General features: G+C 39.8%; 14 protein-coding genes and 1 pseudogene. 3 read left to right on the top strand and 12 right to left on the bottom strand.

The features are described from left to right. Positions 1-59: 59 nt before the first annotated feature. Positions 60-2,126: an agarase gene (locus EU510_RS11155; RefSeq protein ID WP_149593551.1), complete on the bottom strand. Its 2,067-nt coding sequence runs from the start codon at positions 2,124-2,126 to the stop codon at positions 60-62. Positions 2,127-2,671: 545 nt separating this feature from the next. Then, positions 2,672-3,646, bottom strand: a complete 975-nt coding sequence (locus EU510_RS11150) for a transposase (RefSeq protein WP_149593550.1) — start codon at positions 3,644-3,646, stop codon at positions 2,672-2,674. 75 nt (positions 3,647-3,721) lie between these two features. Between EU510_RS11150 and EU510_RS11145 the strand changes: the two are divergent. Further along, a pseudogene (locus EU510_RS11145) lies at positions 3,722-4,573 on the top strand (hypothetical protein); the annotation flags it as partial. A gap of 707 nt (positions 4,574-5,280) precedes the next feature. Here the strand turns inward: EU510_RS11145 and EU510_RS11140 are convergent. The 7 genes from EU510_RS11140 to EU510_RS11105 form a co-directional block, all read right to left on the bottom strand. Continuing rightward, complete coding sequence (locus EU510_RS11140) at positions 5,281-6,177, bottom strand: hypothetical protein (protein WP_149593549.1); 897 nt, start codon at positions 6,175-6,177, stop codon at positions 5,281-5,283. Between the two features lie 3 nt (positions 6,178-6,180). Then, positions 6,181-7,086 (bottom strand): hypothetical protein, encoded by a 906-nt coding sequence (locus EU510_RS11135; protein WP_149593548.1) that lies wholly within the window; start codon positions 7,084-7,086, stop codon positions 6,181-6,183. A 630-nt stretch (positions 7,087-7,716) separates the two neighbouring features. Further along, complete coding sequence (locus EU510_RS11125) at positions 7,717-8,001, bottom strand: addiction module antidote protein (RefSeq protein ID WP_007579952.1); 285 nt, start codon at positions 7,999-8,001, stop codon at positions 7,717-7,719. A gap of 335 nt (positions 8,002-8,336) precedes the next feature. Next, positions 8,337-11,228, bottom strand: coding sequence for an aminomethyl-transferring glycine dehydrogenase (gene gcvP, locus EU510_RS11120; RefSeq protein ID WP_149593546.1), 2,892 nt, complete (start codon positions 11,226-11,228; stop codon positions 8,337-8,339). A 161-nt stretch (positions 11,229-11,389) separates the two neighbouring features. Next, entirely contained in the window at positions 11,390-11,779 is a 390-nt protein-coding gene (gcvH, locus tag EU510_RS11115; RefSeq protein ID WP_002958029.1) for a glycine cleavage system protein GcvH, read from the bottom strand. Between the two features lie 73 nt (positions 11,780-11,852). Beyond that, positions 11,853-12,935 carry a glycine cleavage system aminomethyltransferase GcvT gene (gene gcvT, locus EU510_RS11110; RefSeq protein ID WP_149593545.1) on the bottom strand — a complete coding sequence of 361 codons (1,083 nt, stop codon included), beginning with the start codon at positions 12,933-12,935 and terminating at the stop codon, positions 11,853-11,855. Between the two features lie 117 nt (positions 12,936-13,052). Further along, positions 13,053-13,652 carry a hypothetical protein gene (locus EU510_RS11105; protein WP_149593544.1) on the bottom strand — a complete coding sequence of 200 codons (600 nt, stop codon included), beginning with the start codon at positions 13,650-13,652 and terminating at the stop codon, positions 13,053-13,055. Positions 13,653-13,778: 126 nt separating this feature from the next. On the opposite strand from EU510_RS11105, the gene EU510_RS11100 reads away from it, so the two are divergent. Both EU510_RS11100 and EU510_RS11095 read left to right on the top strand, forming a co-directional pair. Next, positions 13,779-14,624, top strand: a complete 846-nt coding sequence (locus EU510_RS11100; RefSeq protein ID WP_149593543.1) for a LysR family transcriptional regulator — start codon at positions 13,779-13,781, stop codon at positions 14,622-14,624. 212 nt (positions 14,625-14,836) lie between these two features. Beyond that, the gene (locus EU510_RS11095) at positions 14,837-16,993 is read left to right on the top strand and encodes a TonB-dependent receptor family protein (RefSeq protein WP_149593542.1); all 2,157 of its coding nucleotides are present in this window, start codon (positions 14,837-14,839) and stop codon (positions 16,991-16,993) included. A gap of 119 nt (positions 16,994-17,112) precedes the next feature. Here EU510_RS11095 and rlmB read toward each other — a convergent pair whose 3' ends face one another. From rlmB to EU510_RS11080, 3 genes are all read right to left on the bottom strand, one after another. After that, positions 17,113-17,856, bottom strand: a complete 744-nt coding sequence (gene rlmB, locus EU510_RS11090) for a 23S rRNA (guanosine(2251)-2'-O)-methyltransferase RlmB (RefSeq protein WP_002958023.1) — start codon at positions 17,854-17,856, stop codon at positions 17,113-17,115. Beyond that, positions 17,853-20,348, bottom strand: coding sequence for a ribonuclease R (gene rnr, locus EU510_RS11085; protein ID WP_149593541.1), 2,496 nt, complete (start codon positions 20,346-20,348; stop codon positions 17,853-17,855). Before rnr ends, rlmB begins: the two co-directional genes overlap by 4 nt. Positions 20,349-20,547: 199 nt before the next feature. Further along, complete coding sequence (locus EU510_RS11080; protein WP_149593540.1) at positions 20,548-21,282, bottom strand: enoyl-CoA hydratase/isomerase family protein; 735 nt, start codon at positions 21,280-21,282, stop codon at positions 20,548-20,550. Between the last annotated feature and the right edge of the window lie 97 nt (positions 21,283-21,379).

The raw sequence follows: 21,379 nt of genomic DNA, 5'->3' as shown, positions 1-21,379 counted from the left end.
TACCTATTTTTATAAATCTAGACCAAATGTGTTAGGTCAGGTTCGAGTCCTTTTATTTTCTAAAGTGATCGCGTAATCTCGTCACTGCTGTTAACAACCTGCAAAGCTGCGCTTGTTACAAATCCGCCAGCATCATCAAAGTTGATACGTACCCAATTGCTGCCTTGTAGTAGATCATGTGACACAGGAATTTCAATTACGCCAAAGAAACTTGCGCGTCCGTTGCGAGTTTTACCTTGTTTCTGGTCATATCCTCTGAAGTCAGTAGGCACTTCAACTGGTACGTTATTCACATTTACTGTCGGTGTGAGCGATTTACCGTGCTCCCGACCAATACCTAATCGTAAAACGGCTTCGCCTTGTGCTCCCACCTCCACATCTTTAATATTAAAATAGATATCCACGTTCGCTTTTATAGGCTGCTTATAGGTAGTGGCATAATATTTATTTTGTTGATTCACCTTATCAATGTTAATTTTATTGTGGTAAGTAATTGTCATGATTTGGGTGCTTTCTTTCGGTAAAGAAACCGTTTTAGGTACCGATGACATTGTTTTAGTAACCAATTTTGCATGGTTGTTATTATCATAAGATAAAGTTTTTACTTGGACTGATTTGATAGTATTTCCATCGTTCCCAAGTGCTTTTAATGCAACATCAGTATCTTGAAACTCTAAGCTCGTCATTATGATATGTGCTTTATTATTCTGTACATATGCATCGACCATGATATCAAGATCAGATGCCCAACTGTCCACATGTATACCTTTAACTTTAGACCACAATTGGAAGAACTTTACTAAGTCAGTGTAGATCCAATCGGTTCCTGTTTGCCCTGACTTTTCAAATTGTTGTCTCATTAATCTATTTTCATAAGGGTAGCCGGTGTCACTATGACGACCCCATTCAGCTTTCACGGGAATAAAAGGAATTGCTTTAGCTATAACGTCAGGACGTTCTAGAAAATGAGTTAATAGTGCATTATAACCGCGTAACTTTTCAGCATCTCTTACTTGTGACCATGGTTTGTTTCGCAAAGCATGTACTGACGCACCATATTCTGAAATTAATAATGGTTTAGTACGACCGAATTTGATATTAGAATATTGCTCTAGCATATCGAGTGTTGCTTCGACATTACTGCCTCGTCTATATTCTTCTCCTCGAGGATGAGTTGGAAAGTCATACAGATGAATAGAAAATACGTCCATATCGGCACCTGCCGTATCGATGAACAATTTGTCATTACTTTCCCAGCGTTCAAAATTATCCCAATCATAGTTAGGAAAGGCAACGGTATAGCCTGCAACCTTGATATTTTTGTTTAATGTTTGATTATTAGTTTTACGAATTTCTTGCGCGACACTTTTATGGTATTTGAAGATCTCAGCTATAGGTGCCTTATCACGTCCGTTTTTAGGCGCAATATTAAGGTCATACAAAGGTTCATTTACAACTTCTAAATAAGCAGGTTTAGGCGCACCTGCACCGGTGTTCGTTTGCGCAAAATATTTTTGTAGAAACTGCCCCATATAATGGCCTGTAGCGGTACCAATAGGCTCTTGGTTAGTGTTTTTTTGTGAGAATGCCCAATTACTATTACCAATATTAGTGCCGTCAGGATAATAAGGATGTACTTGCCCACCAACAACCATATCTTTAGATCTATTTTTAAAGCGTCTGGCGTTAACAAACCGAGTAGCGTTACCGTTTTCAAAGGAGTTAATTGCAGCATTGCCCTTCTTAGTTAAAACAGATTCATCAATAAAGCCTAAACGATTACTATCTTGTTTTTGAGCAAATAATTGATTTTTCATGTATCCCGTATCACGGCCAAAATAAACATCATAACCATTAATAAAGCTACCAATTAGGTCTGATTTGGCGTTGTTACCTTTGTTATCATGATCCCATTCATTTTCTGTTGGGGCCGAATGCAATGAGATGAATTTTTCACGGTTAAAGCGTTCGATGTTACCTATACGATGTTTAGTGTCTAAATTTATATCAACAGAAACTTTATTTTCCGCTGCATGAACAATGTTAAAACTGTTGAAAGTCGTTATAAGCAAAAGCGTTACAGCTGCTTTTTGTAGAGAACATTTTTTATTGTATTTTTTTATCATTATAGATTTAACCTTATCATTTCTTATTTCAATAACTTATCAAGTGTCGCGTTTATAATTTTTCCGTTGTAAAAACGTCAAATTTAGCGTTTCGCAATCAGCAAAAATTGACACTGAATAAAAAGATTTAAATGATGTGTTAAAGTAAAATATCCATGCAGTCATTTTTCATAATAACGCCCAAAAATTATTAATGGCCACAGACTAGCGATAAATTACTCCCCCATTAACCCTGTAATTTTGGTTACTTATCACTCGCACCCAAACAATACACTTTAAAATATTTAATTGTCAACAATTAACATTGGTTTTAAAAGTAGCGATATATACTTATTTTCTTTTTTTTATTTGTAATACTATAAAATCTCATTGTGCTTATTAGATCTAACAAGCGAAAAATGAAGGGCCTGAAGGGGTCAAGGGTCTGAAGGGGTCAAATCTTGACTTCATACATCAAACTATCTCGAAGCTTTTCGAACTGTAAGTTGACCTTATCATCTTCAATTATTAACTTATTTAGTCTAGATACCGTTGGTCTGAAGGGGTCAAATCTTGACTTCATACATCAAACTATCTCGAAGTTTTTTGAATTGTAATCTAACCTTATCATCTTCAATTATTAACTTATTTAGCCTGCGTACCGTTTGAGATATGGCTGAATAATGTTGAACATTAAAAGCAACGGCTAACGCTTTCAAATTTTGCCCTGTTAAATCTTGGCATAACTTTATAGCAAACATACGTGGTAAATTTTTCTCTTTACGCCCTTTCTTAACCGTTACAATATTACGTGCATCTATACAAAAATATTTAGCTAAGTACGCAATAACATCATCAGTTGAACGCCTCTGAACAACAACGCTTTTTTCGTTGTCTGATTTTGCAATATACTCTTTAATATTCTGAATAAATTCATCGCCGCCCAACACCGAAAATAACTTTTTAGCGCCATAAAAAGCACTTATTTCTTTATTATTTTCATATTCAACAAACTGTTTGTACGCAGTATATTTACGATTTTTTCCTTGAAGCGAAAATATAAAGTCTCGAACTAACCATTTTGGCGTCGCTGTTTTTTTGATGAAGGCTGAATAGCTAGACCATTTATAGTCAATGAGTTCATCTACTAGCGGTGTACTGGTTTCTATAGGGTTACGATGTATGTAACGACTAACGTGTAGTAAGTAATTGTCAGCATCCACCAGCACCGCTTTGTAACGACCTCTAAACAGTGCACCGTCTGTGTTGTGTGTTCTATTAAAATATTGCGTATAGAGACCATTAATATGTTTCATGGCTCTGCCTAAATTTGCATCAGGGGTTTTTATTAGTAGGTGGTAATGATTGGTCATTAAACAATACGAATGCACTTCAATATTAAAACGAAGGTTTGCTTGCTCAATGCAGTATAAAAAATGCTTAAAATCGTTATCACTCAAAAAGGTATTTTCACGCCCTCTTCCGCGATTCATCACATGATAAAACGCATTTTCATACTCTATTCGCAGCGGTCTAGACATAATAATAAACTCAATGAGCAATAAACTATAAATCTAGACCATTGATGTATGAAGTCAAGATTTGACCCCTTTGGTTCAAGCAAAGTAATACGCACAACATCGCCTAAATTTTCAATTACGCAGGCTCAACTAAATACTTTACTAACCCTACTTGAAGAAGGCAGCAGAGGCCGCACCGACCTTGATTTTTCATCAGGCAGCACTAAAAAAATATTACTTACGGGCTTTGACCCTTTTTTACTCGATAGAAACATAAACCAAAGTAACCCCTCAGGTGTTGCAGCGTTATTACTCGACGGCCAAGTTATTAATTACAACGGCGTGAGCGCAGAAATTAACACAGTTATGGTGCCTGTGCGCTACGAAGACTTTGATCAAGGCATAATAGAGTCACTACTTGCCCCCTACTACGCACTCAATAATGTAGACATGGTAGTCACCGTAAGTATGGGCAGAACAGAATTTGACTTAGAACACTTTCCGGGTAAACGCCGCAGTGTAACCGCCCCAGACAATGCCAATATTGTGTATGGTGGAACGCAAACAAACCCAGTAATACCAAAGCTTAATGGCCGACCGCTCCCGGGTAACGAGTTCGTAAAATTTAGCTTGCCTGTAAATTACATGCAACAAGCCAAAGGCCCTTATAAAGTTATCGACAATCATGAAGTCACCACGCTTGAAAAAACCTATAAAGCAAGTTCTTACGGCGAGCTCAAAAATAGTATTGCGGTTAATGGCGGCGGCGGTGGTTACCTGTCTAACGAAATATCGTACCGAAGTATTCGCCTGCGCGATGCGCTTAATTCAAGTATACCTACAGGGCATATTCATACCCCACGTATACAACAATTCGAACCTGAAACAGAAGCTAAAATAGTAAAACAAATAAAGGCAATGCTAGAGCAAAGCTTAGTCGCGCTATAGTTTATAAAAACAAATTCAAGCGAGTAATAAAGGGCAATATTATTGCCCTTTATTTTGTCACGCAATTTCCCACGGTTAATAACATGGTAAACGCATTTTTATATTCTATTCGCAGTGGTCTAGACAAAGTAATTAACTCGATGAGCAATAAACTAAAAACCTAGGCACTTGATGTGTAGTCAAAATTTACTGCCTTTGGTTCCACTAGAAAGTCGACTTGCTGCACAAATGTTATGGGGCTTTGGGGATCTGCATGAAGGCTAAATCCTTTTACCATACTATAGAAATAATTAACCCCTCGCAGGGCGCTGAGCTTACGGGTAGCGGGAGGGGTGTTGTTACGGGTAATTATAGGGCTTAAAAGTATAACTTCAAGATATTTGTAGCTTGGCTGATATTGGCACTAAACGATGAGTGAGAGGTAAGCCAATGACCTTAATTAATCATCAATAATACTTAATTAAACTGCCTAAATTCATATGGCGCTCTTTATTCAAGCCACGGTGAATATTCACACCAATCGACGTCATTACTCGCTGTATAAGGTACAGTGCGTAGTCATATTTACATTGAGTTTAAATAATAAAAACACTTGGTTTTTGAATAAAAAAGATCAAGAAAATATAGCTTCCAACTTGATCGGAACTTTCTAATGGGTGACCCTTTTGATTCACATTTATTGTATATTTCTTGTATTGTTAGTTTATCTATTCAAATTTAAAAGCAATAAATTCACTCGCTTTTTCATATAAACCTATATACGGTTTGTTATTTTTAGAACTGTTGTAATAACCATACACTAAGAAGCTTGCTCCATGTAATAGTGGATAAGTATTTTCATTCTCTTCAAGCTGAGGGTGGCGAGATTTCAAACTTTCCAAAACTGTTTTAGGTATCATGATGGATAGCTCATTTTTGTTATCTCCAATGTTTAGCCATATAGCACCGTCATGCATTACTTTAGTTGATACGATCATGCCGTAAAAAAAAGCTGGGATAGATTTTGGCTTGAGATATTTAACGACTCTTTTTGCATGATAGAATGCTTTATTTATAGGTTTAACGTATCCCATAACTTTTATTTTGTCATTACTCTTAACGAAATCATCACTTTCACATAGAGTTCTAAGTATCGTACTTAGCCTTCTTGACCATTCACTTTTACCTATTTGATTAGCTTCGCCAAATTTACGATATGTACCAGGCTTTTTTCTATAAAGCTTTTCAACATCTTTACTAGATTTAGCTGGTTTTACAACTTGTTCAGATGCTCCAAAATTGAAATCAACAACAAAAATGTTATCATCATTTTTTAATTCATTAACTGATTTATATGTATTTGGATCAATATGAATTGTATCGGCACTCTTTCGATCACAATCTTTACCATTTACCTGCCTATGAACACTTTTAAAATGTGGAGCTCTCCCGTCTTTACCTCTTGACACAAAAGCGGCTTGAGAAAAGCAACCAGGACAAAAAATATGATGCCTAACTTTTTGAAATTGAATTTCAGGTAAATCTTCTAGTCGAGTAGCTCGATAATAGTTTTCACTCGGCTCAACCTCAGGCGTATTGTCTTCTGAGTAAATTACAACTTCCATTTTTTATCCTTTATTCCTAAATTTAGAACTGCTTTCTTTAGCTAAGTTTGCGTAACATTCTAATTTGTCATCTTGGTTTTCACGGATTATCATTTTAATTAAATCATTTAAAGTATCATCTTTTGACAACGTATAAATTTCAGATAATGAAGCAACTAACCGTTTATATCTACCGCCACCAAGAAAACAACCATTTATATTCATGAGATCGAATGTAAGCATAATAAATTCATGTAAATAGGTCGTTTTTAAAGATTTAACACTACATTCAGCCATTAAAATTTTCATTATTTCTGCATAATGTAAAGCGCAGGTTTCTACTGAGTGTGCTCTTAGTTTTATTTCATGAGGGAGGGGTCTGTTCATGAAGTAAAATACTTCAATGGATACTAATAGGGAAAACGTACGGGAATCTCGAACAGATAACGGCTGTTTATGAAGTAACTCAATTAACTTGCTGTTCTGCCGTTCGACTAAATCACAAACAACCTTATTATTCTCTTGTGTTAAAAGGTGCTCTAGCTGTTTCTTTGCTATTTTAGATTGCTCAGCAGCATGACTTTCTGTTTTACTAAGAGCTGCAGAAGATTTAGCTAATTCTTCACGTGTTAATCTTAGCTCTTTTCGTTGGTAAAAAAGAGAGACCAACAAAAGTAAAATTGTTACAAAAGAGAAGATTGGGTTCAATATCCCACCAAAATAATCACCGAGAGCACCAAGACTACCTCTAATCTGGCTCTCATTTGGCGTAAAATCCTGCTGTGGAATTACTGAATCAAATGTACCTGTGTATGCAGTAGTAAATAACCACAAAATTGAACACACTATTAATATGCAAGTTATAATTAGCAATAGCGGAAAATATTTACTTATACCTAGAAGATATTTATTTTCCTTTTTATTTTTCATTAAAAATCCTTTATCTATAAATTACCCACATAAAAAGTAGAGGAACATATTAGAAACGTTTCAAACTCCGCCTCCAGCTTATCTAATACCACACTTGTAACAGTCACGCGACCAAAACACTGCATAAGTGCTTAGGAAGCGTTGGAAAATGCAGAGGTGAGATTTTGCATCTTGCCAAGACCAAGCACCAATATCACGTTTAACACCCTTCCCCGTCATCATGCCCTGAAAATAAGCAATTGATGAGTAATGCATTTCGTGGATGAAATGAAAGCCATGCTTGCACATGGATGTGCTTTCATAGCGTTTACGTTCACATCAACTGTGTTTTGAAGGGAATAGCGTGATGCTCGGGTGCGCTGGGAGAGTCCAGAGAGGGGGCAGCGGCAGCCCTTCTTTGGCTGCTGTCGCCAGCGCGACAAAACCTTGAATAAGGTTTCTAATTTCTAGAAGTACCAAACGTATTCGCGTTATCTGTAATAGTAACCTCAAACACCCATTCAAATACTTATTCGGGCTACCGCCCGCGCGTAAGCAAGCTAAACGCCTACAATAAATAACACATACTCTTGGTTTTTGAGCGAGTAAGTATATTTGTGATTCGTTGGGTTTCGTTTCACTCAACCCAGCCTATGCAACTTGTGTTGTAAGACGAAAGTTCAGTGCTTTCATCACTTTAAAAATAGTTTCCCAACGTGGCTTGGTTTTACCGTTAACTGCTTTATATAAGCTTTCACGGTTTAATCCCGTTGCTTTAGCAATATCACTCACGCCATGCTTTTTAACTAATAAGCCAAGTGCTTCAATAAAGGTATTTGGATCATCATCAGCTAAACACTCTTCTAAAAATGTATTAATTTCTTGCTGTGTTTCCATATAATCAAACGGATTAAAATCTGATGTTTGTAGCGCCATAATAATTACTCCAATTTATTCAACTTGCTAAACAAATGTAGCCTAAAGGCTACGAGTGCACAATGTTATTTATAACTTTTGGGCTGGCGCCCGCGCGCCAGCAAGCTAAACGCCTACGATAAATAACATATACTCCTGCCTTTTGAGCGAGTAAGTATATTTGTGATTCGTTGGGTTTCGTTTCACTCTTCCCAACCTACGCCCATATTATTTATGACGAATCACCACACACAAAAAAGCCGTTGCATTGCTGCAACGGCTTTTATAATTTTGATAAATTTTCATACTATAATGGAACTTACTAACCATTAAAGTTCAAAAATCAGTCTCTGCTCTTAGTCGCGATAAGTCTCAACCGCTGGGCATGAACATACTAAATTACGGTCGCCGTATACGTCATCTATACGTGTAACCGTTGGCCAAAACTTGTCTTTAGCAACGCTTGGTACTGGGAATGCAGCGTAAAAACGGTCGTACGCGCGCTCCCACTCGTTACCTAACACGTCGCCTTGTGTATGCGGTGCAAATACTAGCGGGTTGTTTTCGATTGACCATTCGCCAGAGATTACTTTTTCAATTTCGCCTTTAATCGACACCATTGCTTCGATAAAGCGGTCAATCTCACCTTTTGATTCAGACTCAGTTGGCTCAATCATTAATGTGCCAGCTACTGGGAACGACATAGTTGGTGAATGGAAGCCATAGTCTTGCAGGCGCTTAGCTACGTCCATTTCAGTAATGCCTGATAGCTCTTTAAGTGGGCGTAAGTCAACAATACATTCGTGAGCAACACGGTTGTTACGACCACGGTATAAAATTGGGAAGTGCTTGCTTAGCTCATGCGTTAAGTAGTTAGCATTAACGATTGCCATTTCAGTGGCTTGTTTTAAGCCCTCGCTCCCCATCATGGTAATGTAAGCCCATGAAATAGGTAAAATAGCGGCTGAGCCGTAAGGCGCTGCCGATACCGCACCGTTACCGATGTTAGTACCTGGTACGTTAATTACGCTGTGGTTTGGCATAAATGGCGCAAGGTGCGATTTAACACCAATTGGGCCAACACCTGGACCACCGCCACCATGTGGAATACAAAACGTTTTATGCAAGTTTAAGTGCGATACGTCTGAGCCAATAAAGCCTGGGCTTGTTACGCCCACTTGTGCGTTCATGTTTGCGCCGTCCATGTAAACTTGGCCGCCGTGCTCATGAATAATGTCACAAATTTCGCGAATTGTTTCTTCGTATACACCGTGAGTAGACGGGTATGTGATCATAATACACGATAGGTTTTCAGACACTTCTTCAGCTTTCGCTTTAAGATCTGCCATGTCTACGTTACCGTTTTTGTCGCAGTTAACTACCACAATTTTCATGCTGGCCATTTGCGCAGATGCAGGGTTAGTACCGTGCGCTGAGCTTGGGATTAAACATACATTACGGTGCGCATCGCCGCGTGACTCGTGGTATTTACGAATGGCGATTAAGCCTGCGTATTCACCTTGTGCGCCAGAGTTTGGCTGAAGTGAAACCGCATCGTAACCAGTAATGTTAACTAGCCAGTCGTGCAGCTCGTTAATCATTATTTGGTAACCTTCTGCTTGATCAAGCGGGCAGAATGGGTGCAAGTTTGCAAACTCAGGCCATGTAATTGGGATCATCTCAGCGGTCGCGTTTAGTTTCATGGTACATGAGCCTAACGAGATCATTGAGTGATTAAGCGATAAGTCTTTGCTTTCTAGTCGCTTAATGTAGCGAAGCATGTCTGTTTCGCTGTGGTAGCTGTTAAAGTTTGGATGCGTTAGTACTTCGTCGTCACGTACTAAACTTGCAGGAATTGACTCGCTGCCATTTGCTTCAACGTCGGCCGCAATAGCGTCAACACTTAGGCCATGGCCTTCGCCTAAAATAATATCGAATAACTCAGTAATATCGGCACGTGTTGTTGTCTCTGATACCGAAATTGAGTACTCGCCTTCGTGGTTTGTTGCAAAGTTTACGCCTTTTGCAATTGCACGTGCTGTTACGTCGTTTTTGTTGTCGCTTACAATTGTAAGGGTATCAAACCATGTGCTGTGCTTAAGTGCGATGCCTTTAGCTTTAAGACCACTTGCTAAAATATCAGCAAAGCGATGTATACGCTGCGCGATAGTTTTTAAGCCTTGTGGACCGTGGTACACCGCGTAAAACGCTGCCATGTTGGCAAGTAATACTTGCGCTGTACAAATGTTTGAGTTGGCTTTGTCGCGACGAATGTGTTGTTCGCGCGTTTGCATTGCCATACGTAGTGCGTCGTTACCTAAACGGTCTTTAGATACACCAATAATACGACCTGGTAATGAACGTTTGTATGCGTCACGTGTTGCAAAAAATGCAGCATGAGGACCGCCGTAACCCATAGGTACGCCAAAGCGCTGAGCCGAACCAAGTACTACGTCTGCGCCTAGCTTACCCGGTGCTTTCAATAGTAATAAACTCATTATGTCGGCAGCAACACAAGCAATGGCCTTTTTGCTTTGTACGCCAGCAATTAGGTCAGTTATATCTACCACTTCGCCTGATGTAGTTGGGTATTGGAACAACGCGCCAAAAATATCGTGGTTAACGGCATCTGCTGCTTTACCTACAATTATTTCAAAACCAAACTGCTCAGCACGTGTTGTTACTACGTCGATTGTTTGTGTGTGTACGTCGTCAGCGATAAAAAACGCATTGGCTTTTTTAGCTTTTGATACGCGTTTTGCAAGGCCCATAGCCTCTGCAGCCGCTGTTGATTCGTCAAGCAGTGATGCACTTGCTAAATCAAGACCGGTTAAATCTAGAGTCATAGTTTGGAAGTTTAATAATGATTCTAAACGCCCTTGTGCAATCTCTGGCTGATACGGTGTGTATGCTGTATACCAACCTGGATTTTCTAGTACGTTACGTAAAATTACGTGCGGTACATTAGTTGGGTGGTAGCCTTGGCCAATGTACGATTTGAAAACTTTATTTTTGCTTGCTACTGATTTTAGGTAGCTTAGTGTTTCAACTTCAGTACGGCTTTGTCCAACTGTTAGCGGTTGTTCTAGACGAATGCTAGCCGGTACAGTTTGGTCAATGAGCTCTTGCACACTCGATACTTCTAAAGCACTTAGCATATCGCTTACTTGTGCTGGGCTTGGCCCAATATGGCGGCGAATAAAATCTTGCTTTTGCTCTAGTTCTTCAAGAGATTTGGCGTTTGACATGAATCCAGATTCCTATGATCCTAAATGCTAATGGGTAACTAGCATTAATTAAAATATTTGACGATTTAACAGCTCACTCAGTATGGGGTTGTGCGCTGTAAAATCATAAAAGCCCCATTTTTATACATTAAACGGGGCTTTTAGTTATCTACAAAAAATGATTATTCTTCGTCGATAGTGTGCGAGTAACCTTCAGCGTCTAATAAGTTGTCTAGCTCAGACTCGTCAGATGCTTTAATACGGAATAACCAACCGTCGCCGTAAGCGTCGTTGTTTACCGTTTCTGGTGAATCTTCAAGTTCTTCGTTAATAGCAACAATTTCGCCACTGATAGGTGCGTAAATGTCTGATGCTGCTTTAACAGACTCTGCTACTGCACAGTCTTCGCCAGCGTCTACTTCGTCGCCAACTTCTGGTAATTCAACAAATACCATGTCGCCAAGAAGTTCTTGTGCATGCTCAGAAATACCAACAGTAAATGTACCGTCGCCCTCGTTACGAACCCATTCGTGTGAAGGTGCGTATTTTAACTCGCTAGGAATGTTGCTCATTTTATTTGTCCTTTGGTTTATATTGGGAGGATATCAATCACTGTAATTACACTGATTGATATAACCAAATTATTTAAATTATTGATTTACCGTTACGTACAAAGCTAGGCTTTACTACTTTAACGTTTACTAATTTTTTACGCATTTCTACTTGAGCTGTATCGCCTGTTGAACGTGGTACACGTGCAAGGGCTACACTAAAACCAAGTGTTGGTGAGAAAGTACCTGAGGTAATAACCCCTTCACCACCGTCAACAATTACTTTTGAACCGCTACGCAAAACGCCTTTGTCTTCAAACACTAAGCCAACAAGTTTGTCAGTGCTTTTCTCTGCGCGTTGCTTAACAAGCACGTCACGACCAATAAAATCGCGATCTTCTGGTTCCCATGCAATGGTCCATGCCATGTTAGCTGCAAGTGGTGATACGCTTTCGTCCATATCTAGGCCGTAAAGGTTCATACCTGCTTCTAAACGTAGCGTGTCGCGTGCACCTAAACCAGCAGGCTTAACACCTGCGTCTAGCAGTTGTTGCCATAAATCGGCTGCTTGGTCGTTCGGTACTACTATTTCGTAACCGTCTTCGCCAGTATAACCCGTTGTGGCAATAAATAAATCACCTACTTGAACACCAAAAAACGGCTTCATACCTTCAACTGCGGCTTGTTGCTCAGCATTTAAAAGAGTGGCTGTTTTTGCTTTAGCATTAGGGCCTTGTACTGCAATCATTGCAAACTCAGGGCGCTCTGTAACAGTTACCTCAAAGTCGCTCGATACGTTAGCTAAATGTGCTAGGTCCTTTTCGCGCGTTGCTGAGTTAACAACTAGGCGGTAAAACGTTTCACTGAAAAAATAAATAATTAAGTCGTCTATTACACCGCCTTGCTCGTTAAGCATGCCTGTGTAAAGCGCTTTGCCTGGTACGGTTAATTTTGCAACGTCGTTAGCTACTAGCTTACGTAAAAATGCTTTTGCTTGAGGCCCTTCAATATCAACAATAGTCATGTGTGATACGTCAAACATACCTGCGTCGGTACGCACGCTATTGTGTTCTTCTATTTGTGAGCCGTAGTTGATTGGCATTTCCCAGCCATGAAAATCAACCATTTTTGCGCCCGCTTCTAGGTGCTTAGCATGTAGTACAGTTTTAGAAGTCATAACATTCCTTCACGTTTAAATTAACCCTGCTTAGGGCGTGGCTTAAATAGACTTTAATTGCTTAATTACAATTAAAAACAGGTAAACATTGTTATGTTCACCTGTTGTTTTTATTCGTTATGCGGCTTCACTATGCATAAGTGCAAAACCTTGCGCTTGCATGTAGCTTTGCCATTTTTGTAATTCTTGTTGTTTAGCGACTAATACAAAGTGTTGTTCGTCGTTATTATCAATGGCGGTAATAAATACATCACCGCTTTGTGCACCGTAGCAAAGTTGCGCGTCAGAAAGGCGCAAACCTGGCGTTAATTTAAAGGCATTAACTAGGGTATCAAATGCGTTGTCGCCACTTAAAATAAAGCTTGCTAGGTCGGTGCGTACTACATAATCAATATCAAAACGTAGTTGTTGCTCGTTTATAAGCGCTTGTAGTTGAAGGCTTGCATTGTGTGGCAGTACGAATCTAAAGGCGGTTTCGCTAAAGTAATAAACAGCAAAACTGTAGTCAGAATTATAATCGCCATCAAGCGTGCCTTTTAAGCCTAAACCGCTGGCGGTAAGCTTAGTTAAATCAAGCCCTAAAATAGTGCTTAAAAATACACTGGTTTCGGTGCCGCTAAAATCCATTACAACGTGATTGTTGTTAGTTTGCAAAGCGTTAGTAACCGCACTACTTGCGTTGCTGTGGCGGGCAAACATTATTGGGTTAAAAGTCATAACAAACACCTATGTATTTTCGATTATAAAAGTATATTGCCCACGCCTATCAACAACAAATTGTAATTATTTATCAATTGATAAATAATACTTATATATATAGCCATATAAATTGTAATTTTAAATATGAAAAACATATCAACAGACGGTTTACGCACTTTTGTAATGGTAGTTGAGGTAGGTGGTTTTGCTAAAGCAGGCGATTTACTTGGCCTGTCGCAACCTGCTGTAAGTTTGCAAATAAAGCGCTTAGAAGACGTGCTTGGCTATAAACTATTTAAAAAACAAGGGCAGCGCCAAGTATTAAATCAGTACGGCGAGCTATTATTGCCTATGGCAAAACAAATGATGCAACACAACGATGCTATTTTGCAGCAGTTCACCTCAGAAAACATTGCAGGTAAAGTGCGCTTGGGTATTCCGAGCGAATTTGCAGCGCGTATTTTACCCTCAATTATTGGCGACTTTGTGGCGCTCTACCCTGAGGTGTCGTTAGAAGTAAAATCGCGTTTAAGTAAGCATTTGCTTTCGGCTTCTCGCCAAGATCAGTTCGATTTAGTACTTGCGCTAAATGAGCGACTCAACTCTGATAAGTTCCCTATTTTTATGCAAGACGAGTTAGTCTGGGTGGGCGACCTGTCACTTGCGCAAAACGACGTGGTTACACTAGTTACCGCACCAGAGGGGTGTATTTATCGTCGCCGTGCTACTGATGCATTAAAAAGTGCGGGCATTAAATACCGAATAGTTTATAGCAACGCCGATTTAACCGGCCTTATTGCTGCATTAAAGGAAGGCTTAGGCATTACGGTACTTGCCAAAAGCACAGTACCGAGTGAGCTTAACTATCAGGTTCAAACCAAGCATTTACCTGCCCTTGGTAATATTGGTATTAGTTTGGTTAAAAGTTCGGGTGAGTCGGAAAACGCGGTAGATAAACTCGCTGAATTTATAGCCCTACGCTTGGGCTAGCGCTTATATGGTACATATAACTCGTTCAGTCTTTATAACTAGTAAAATAATTACAAAATAATACAAAAGAAACAATTTAGTTAATTAAGTTGCATAAGCAGGTGTTTTTAGTTCTATTAAACTGAATAATTAAATAGTTAATAACATTGATTCGTATTCGTTAACGTGTTCAAATTACGCCAATTAAGATAATTGACATGATTAGGAACACAATGAACCCTAAGTTTTTAGTATCTACTCTGGCAACTGCGGTTGCTTTGTCTTTTAGTGCTACTGCAATAGCAAAAGACACCAGCAATAAAGAACAACGCTTTGAACAAATTACTGTTATTGGCTCTCAGCAAGCAATTAACGATATTCCTGGTTCGGCTACGTTTATTTCTGAAGAAGAGCTTCAAAAATTCCAGTTTACCGATATTTCTCGCGTTTTAGCGTCTGTTCCGGGCGTGTACGTGCAAGAAGAAGACGGCTACGGCCTTCGTCCTAATATTGGTATGCGCGGTACAGGTACTGGTCGTAACGATAAAATATCAGTAATGGAAGACGGTGTTTTAGTTGCACCAGCACCATACTCAGCACCATCTGCTTACTACTTCCCTACTATGGGTCGTATGGAATCTATTGAAGTATTAAAAGGCGCGGCATCAGTTAAGTACGGCCCGCGTACTACGGGTGGTGTTTTAAACTTACTTTCGCGCAGCTTACCTACTGAGCCAAATAGCTCAAAAGGTATGGTAGATGCAGCCCTTGGTAGCGACGGTTACTACAAAGGTCACGCTTACTTTGGTAAAGAAAAAAACAACACAGCAGGCTTAATTGAAGTATTTACTTACGGCGCAGACGGCTTTAAAGAGCTGCCAGTAGGCAATGACAACACCGGCTTTGAAAAAACAGATTTACTACTAAAGTTCGGCCATACGTTTGGTCAAAACGATGCACATAATCTTGAGCTAAAAATTAAGTACTCTGACGAAACATCAGACGAAACATACATGGGCTTAACTGACGAAGACTATCAAGAAAGTCCTTACCGTCGTTATGCTGCATCGCAAAACGATGAAATGAATACTCGCCATAACGCATACCAACTTAACTACGCGTACCGTTTTGGTGATGGCTATGAATTTTTAGCTACGGCTTACTTAAACGATTTTCATCGTAACTGGTATAAAGCCAGCAAAGTAAGCGAAAACTACCTTGAGCAATACAGTGAATTTGAAGCAAACCCGACAAGCGAAGGCATTGAAGGTATTGGTATTAAAGCTAATAACCGCGATTACCAAGCTAAAGGTATTCAGTCTGAATTACATATTCCTGCAGGCGATCACTATGTGACTGTTGGCGTACGTTACCACGAAGACGAAATGGATCGTTTTCAATGGGAAGACAAGTACACACTTAATCAAGACCTAAGCTTAACGCTTACAGAGCAAGGCGTTCCGGGCTCTGATAGCAACCGTGTAGATAGCGCAGAAGCAAGTACCTTGTTTATTCAAGACGAGTGGACAATTGATGCATTAGTAGTAAGTGCAGGTCTTCGTTATGAAGACATTACTATTACGCGTGAAGAGTGGTCTAAATCAGATCCAACTCGCAGCAACGGTTTAACTAAAGATGTGTCGAACGACACTGAAATTTTAGTGCCGTCATTAGGTGCCACTTACACACTTAACGAAAACGTAACGCTACTTGCAGGCATTCAAAAAGGGTATGCACCAGCAGCGCCTGGTAATGCAGACCAAGAAGAAGAAGAAAGTGTAAACATTGAGTTTGGCTCTCGCTTCAATATGGATGGCTTTAGCGGTGAAGTAATTGCCTTTTACTCAGACTACGACAACATGCACGGTAACTGTACTGCAGCGGTTGGTTGTAGCGACGACAACATTGGCGACCAATACAACTACGGTGAAGTAGAAGTAGCGGGCTTTGAATTTAGTGCAGCACGTACGTTTGCAACTGATACAGCTATGTTCCCAGTTAAATTAACGTATACCTACACAGACTCTGAGTTTAAAAACGATTTTGATTCAGAAATTTGGGGCGCGGTAGAAAAAGGCGATGCAATGCCTTACGTACCAGAAAACCAAGTAGCGTTATCGTTAGGTGCTGAGTTTTCTGCGTTTGTAGTTAACAGCCAAATACGTTACGTATCTGATGCGCATGCTAACTTAACTGAGTCGGGCTTAAACGCAATTGATAGCCGCGTAGTATGGGATTTAGCTGCTAAATACTTAATTGATGAGAATCAAAAAGTATACCTAAGCGTTGATAACTTGTTTGATAAAACATACGTTGCTAACCGCTCAAACGGTGGCATTCAACCAGGTAAGCCGCGTACAGTACAGGTAGGCTACACTTACTCATTCTAGCGAGTTATACCAACCTGCATCAATTGATGCAAAGTTAAAGCGTAAATTACAGACACAAAAAAGCCGAGATTGAATTTCAATCTCGGCTTTTTAATACATAAAACTTATCGTTTTATATATTAGTTATTTGCGTTACGTTGGCGTAATACTTCAAACAAACAAATACCCGTGGCTACCGATACGTTTAAGCTTGAAACTGTACCCGCCATTGGGATTTTAACGAGCATATCGCAATGCTCACGCGTTAAGCGTCGCATGCCCTCGCCTTCTGCGCCCATAACAATAGCCATTGGCCCCGTTAAGCTTGCATCAAATACGTGGTTATCAGTTTCGCCAGCAGTGCCTACAACCCATACGCCTGCATCTTTAATTTCACGAAGCGTACGTGCAAGGTTAGTCACTTGAATAAGCGGTACTGTTTCGGCTGCGCCACAGGCCACTTTACGTGCTGTGCCGTTAAGCTTTGCCGACTTATCTTTAGGTACAATAACAGCGTGAACACCAGCAGCGTCTGCACTACGTAGGCATGCACCTAAGTTATGCGGATCGGTAATACCATCAAGCACAAGTAAAAACGGTGTGTCTTCACGAGCGATTATCGCATCAAGATCTTTTTCGTTAAACGTTGGCGCTGCTTTTACGTTGGCAATAATACCTTGATGCTGCTCACCTTTTGATTTGCTATCAAGGGCTTTACGCTGCATAAACTGTACTGAAATACCAAATTTACGTGCTTCATCAATAATCGGAGTTGAGCGTTTGTCGTCACGACCTTTAAGGGCGTAAATTTCTACAAAGCGCTCTGGTTCGCTTTCTAAAATTGCTTCAACAGAATGAAAGCCAAAAATTAATTCATTACTCACGTATTGTCTGCTCCTGGGCTAGTACGTTTGCGGGCATTTTTGCCTGCTCTTTTAGGCTTTTTAACGGCCTTCTTCTTTGGTTTTTTCTTTACGGCAGTGTCTGCTGCTTTTTTATCTGCAGGTTTTGTTGCAGACTTATTTGCAGGCTTGCCTTTATCTTTATTTGCTGGCTTTTTTTTACCTTTTGGTTTGTCATCGCTGTGCGACTTTTTACCTGGTACTTTGCCTGCTTTTAATTGCGAACGTACACTTGCTGGCGCATGCTCAGACTTGCCTGAACCTTTTTTTGGTGCACGACGACGTGAGTATCTGTCTTGTGCAACATCGCCTTTAAGCGTTAAGTTTATACGGCGATCGTCTAAACTAACCGACGCAACTTTTACTGTTACTTTATCGCCAAGGCGATAAACTTTGTGAGAGTGCTCTCCTATTAAGGTGTGTTTTGCAGCATCATGTGCAAAAAACTCGTCGCCTAAATTAGTAACGTGAATAAGCCCATCAATTTGTAAATCGTCTAAACGAATAAACAAACCAAAATTGGTAACCGATGAAATAACACCATCAAACTCTTCACCTACATGGTCTTGCATAAACTCACATTTAAGCCAATCAGCTACTTCGCGAGTTGCATCGTCAGCGCGACGCTCTGTTGTAGAACACTGCTCACCTAGTTGATCAACTTCGTCGTCGGTATAAGCATATTCGCCAGACGTTTGCTGACCTTGTGCTTTTATTACTGCTTTAATAGCACGATGCACTACTAAATCTGGGTAACGACGTATTGGCGACGTAAAATGCGCGTAAGCCGATAACGCTAAACCAAAGTGACCAATGTTATCTGGCTGATATACAGCTTGTTTCATTGAACGCAGTAACATAGTTTGAATAAGTTCAGCCTCTGGGCGCTCACCCAATCGCGCTAATACTTGCGTTATTTCTTTTGGTGTTGGTTCGTCGCTTAATGTACTCTCGATACCTAACTCGCCTAAAAACTTAGTAAAGTTACCTAGTTTTTCTTGATCTGGTTCGTCATGCACACGATAAAGCGCACTCGCTTCATGCTTTTCAAGAATTTTAGCCGCTGATACGTTGGCTAAAATCATACATTCTTCAATTAGTTTGTGCGCGTCATTACGAATAACAGGCACTATTGATTCTATTTTACGCTGAGCGTTAAATACAAAACGTGTTTCTAGGGTTTCAAACTCTATGGCACCACGGTCTTGGCGTGCAGCTTTAAGTGCCATGTACATTTGCTGTAAATCAGTTAAATGTGGCACAACGGCTGAGTATTCTTCGCGTAGTTTTTCATCGTTTTGTAAAATGGCATTTACTTTGGTGTAAGTTAACCGTGCATGCGAGTTCATCACGGCTTCGTAAAACTTATAACCCGAAAGTTTACCCGCGCTCGACACGGTCATTTCGGCAACCATACATAAGCGATCTACTTTTGGATTAAGCGAACATAATCCGTTAGAAAGCACTTTTGGTAGCATAGGAATTACTTGCTCAGGAAAATACACTGAGTTACCACGCAAAATTGCTTCTTTGTTAAGCGGCGTGTTCATTCCTACGTAATGCGATACATCGGCAATAGCAACCCATAAGCGCCAGCCACCTGATTTTTTAGGTTCACAATATACGGCGTCATCAAAGTCGCGTGCATCTTCGCCATCAATAGTTACAAGTGGTAAATCACGTAAATCTACGCGACCTTGTTTGCCGGCTTCTTCAACAAATTCCCCTAGGTGAGCAACTTGTGCTTCAACTTCTTCTGGCCACACATGAGGAATATCGTGATTGCGCAGTGCAACTTCAATTTCCATACCTGGGGCTAAATGCTCACCAAGTACATCTATAACTTTACCTACCGCGTTCATGTTACGGCTTGGGTTTTGCGTAATTTTAACCTGCACCATTTGGTTATGGCGGGCACCGTTTTCGTTGCCTGGTAAAATCATTATATCTTGCGTTATGCGCGGGTCTTCAGCGACTACAACAGCAACACCGTGCTCAACAAAGTAACGGCCAACAATTGGTGCGCGCTCGTTAGTAAGCACTTTTATAATACGTGCATCGCATTTTGAGCCAGAACCACGTTTAGTGCCTTTAGCTAGTACAATGTCGCCATGTAACACCATATTCATTTGGTGCTTAGCAATAAACCAATCTTTACTCTCGCCTTCAACTTCTAAAAAGCCGAAACCGTCTCTGTGGCCTATTACTTTGCCTTTGGTTAAACCGGCTTCGTCAATTAGGGCGTAGCATTTAAATTTATTAAAATACAGCTGTCCGTCACGCTCCATAGCGCGAAGGCGGCGTTTAAATGCTATTTGGCGTTCGTCATCGTTTACTGCTAGTTCTTCACATAATTGCGCGTAGTTAGCAGGCTTTGAACGCTCTTGAAGGTGAGTAAGTATAAACTCACGACTAGGGACTGGGTTTTCGTACTTTTCTTGTTCTCGACTGAGATTTGGATCTTGGTTTGACATTCACTATCTTGTTAGTTGGTTATGTAGGTATTTTAACCCATATAGTTATAATGAGACAGGTAAAAGCTATTAAACTTTTAAGAAAGCACTTTTACCTTGCTGTTTACCTTGGTGTATAGTTTAAAAATTTAGCGCAATGGGGCTTAACGATCCCTTAACTGCAAAGTGTTTTCATCTAGTAGCAATACTAAGACTTATACTATTTTTTTTGTAGATTTTTCCACAGCAGTTTACTTATATTATCAATAAAGCTTGGATCTTCTTCTTTCATCGTAAGTAAAATCTGCTTATTCATTTGTGTTTTATTTTGAGCGTAAATCCAACGATTTTTATTAAACTGCTGAGCAAACTCAAGTACACCCGCTTGTAGTTCATCGTTATTTTCAAACACAGCTTCAACTACTTTGTTCTCTAGCAACTGCTGTGCACCAACACGCTCTCCTGACATAGCTAGGCGATTAAAGAAGGTTTGCGAAATGGCTTTATTAATTACAGGAAACATAGATGGAACAAACGGCACCATTACATCCACTTCAGGAAAACAAAAAAAACCTTTGTCTGATTTCATAAATCTAAAGTCGCACGCACACGCAAGTACAAAACCATTACCATAGGTGTGCCCGTTTAACGCAGCAATAATAGGCATAGGAAAAGTAACTATACGTTTAAATAAGTTACTTATTTGAATCATAAAGTCAGAAATTGCTGCAGGTAAAATACTTGGATTTGACATCCATTGAAGGTCGATACCCAATGACCAACTTTTATCACTCGACGACGTTAAAATAACTGACTTAATATTTTGATCTGCTTCAATGTGGTCTAGGTGTAAATTAAACTCAGCCAAAAACGCTGGGTTGTGGCGGTTTTCAGCGGTATTCATGGTGAGTATAGCGATATTATTTTTWGTTGTTAGTTCTATTAAATTTGCCATTAAAACCTCTTTTAGCGCTTTTTAAGCTAATTTTAAGCGCTGTTCGTTACTTTTATGCATAACATAGTAATACTTTGCTTATAATTTATAAACCCAC

This window comes from Pseudoalteromonas sp. FUC4 (genome assembly GCF_008370255.1).
Taxonomy (GTDB): Bacteria; Pseudomonadota; Gammaproteobacteria; order Enterobacterales; family Alteromonadaceae; genus Pseudoalteromonas.
The sequence above is the reverse complement of the archived record's forward strand: the minus strand, read 5'-3'. Positions and strand labels throughout refer to the sequence as shown.